Annotated in this window: 2 protein-coding genes; both read left to right on the forward strand. The window is 35.2% G+C overall.

Features of this window, described 5'->3' with window-relative positions; all coding sequences use genetic code 11:
- Positions 1–336: 336 nt before the first annotated feature.
- Complete coding sequence (locus AAA938_RS20105; RefSeq protein WP_338230717.1) at positions 337–891, forward strand: hypothetical protein; 555 nt, start codon at positions 337–339, stop codon at positions 889–891.
- A 4-nt stretch (positions 892–895) separates the two neighbouring features.
- Complete coding sequence (locus AAA938_RS20110) at positions 896–1474, forward strand: hypothetical protein (protein ID WP_338230719.1); 579 nt, start codon at positions 896–898, stop codon at positions 1472–1474.
- The last annotated feature ends 185 nt before the right edge of the window (positions 1475–1659 follow it).

Consider the following 1659-nt stretch of genomic DNA (forward strand, 5'->3'; position numbering starts at 1 on the left):
GGTAACTTTTTGCTCAAACTTGGCCAGTAGTTCAGCAAATCCCGCTATCTTGGAGCAAGCGGTCTGGAGGAGGTTCTCTTTTTTTTCATGATTGAAAACGGTTAAGAATGAATCAAAAAGATACCTCTTTTGGGCTGCTAATCGGAGAAACTACCGCAGGTTTAGTGCAACATGCGTTTGGCGCAATGGGGGTTAAAGTGCAAAATTGAAAGTTCGTGCTTCTATTTAGCTTCGGTGCAGGTTGACAGTTTAGTGCTTCTAAGTCCCCCACTGCGCCAAGCGCCAAACCGTTATGCACAATTGTAGGACGAGACAACGATAAAAATGCCGACACAAATGGAAAGAATAAACATAGAATATCTAAAGACTGACTCAATTGAAGATGAGTTTGAAATTGAACAATTTTGGATAGATATACGAAAAGAGCTATATAGAATTGAGGAAGACAATACACTATTTTATTTTAATGTTCGCAGAGGACACGCATCCGCTTACATTGGTGAATATGCAGGAATATTCTTTCAAGTTTTAATAGACATAATTCCGTTAGCCGATGCAACTTTATCTATCTGGGAAAAAATATCCAATCACATAAAAAGCAAAAGGGATAAAGGTAAGATTGTGAGAATTCTTAATTTGACTTTGCTTGAAAATCTGTGCAGATATGACTTAATCAATCACAAAGGAGTTAAGAATGCAGAAATAACAAAATCAGAGAAGCTTGTTGATAAAGGTATCGACAAATATAATTCTGACATTGACTTTCCATATGAGGAAACTTTGGACAAGGTCAATTGTGCTAAAATAACTTTTGAAAGTAAAAAATACAGGTATGTATATATAATCGCCTCAGACGGTGACATTACTAATTATGAACGAATAGAAATTTGATAAGATGAAAATAGTATTTATTCCAACTGGACTATCTGAAGATTTAATGAATTTCAAACTTTCTGAGATAAAATCGACAGAGCTTGATGAAATACTTGAACAACTTAAATCTATTGACAACGAAGTAGAGATAACAGAAACAAATTTTGGAAAAGGTGCTGATTGGATATTATTAGTTGCAACATTAAGCTCTATTGCCTATGTAATATCAGTTGGTGACAAATTAGAAAAGGGAATAGATGGATGGATAAAAATTGGGAAAAGAATTTCTAAGTTATTTCCTAAAAGTGACAAACTTTACATTGACGAAGACGGTGCTAAAATAATAGCAATGACACACATAGCTGCAAAGTACAATTTAACAAGCATTGCCTTAAAAGATAGTCAGGTTATATATTTAGTAGACTTCTCGACTTGGTTTAGACAACGTGAAGCGGACAGTTTTACCTCGAAACCTTTCAACATCTATAATTTTACATTTGATGTGAATGATGAAAGAACTATTATACTAAGTGTAAAGTCAAATGGTGAAATAACTGAACTATTGAATATTGAGAATGACAGACTTGACATACCCTTCTAAAAGAACAACTGTGCATAACAACTAAGCTTTCGTGCGGCTTGCAAAGCCAAGCATGAAAGCGCTGTTGCACGAAACCGGTGAGGTTCTTATGGGGATTGAATCGGAATTTCAGTTGGATTTGTAGGACTTGATAGCTGAAAAAGTCTCCTCAGAATTGCTCGTCACGTTTGAAAAGCCATCTAATT

This window comes from Algoriphagus taiwanensis (assembly GCF_036245645.1).
GTDB lineage: Bacteria > Bacteroidota > Bacteroidia > Cytophagales > Cyclobacteriaceae > Algoriphagus > Algoriphagus taiwanensis.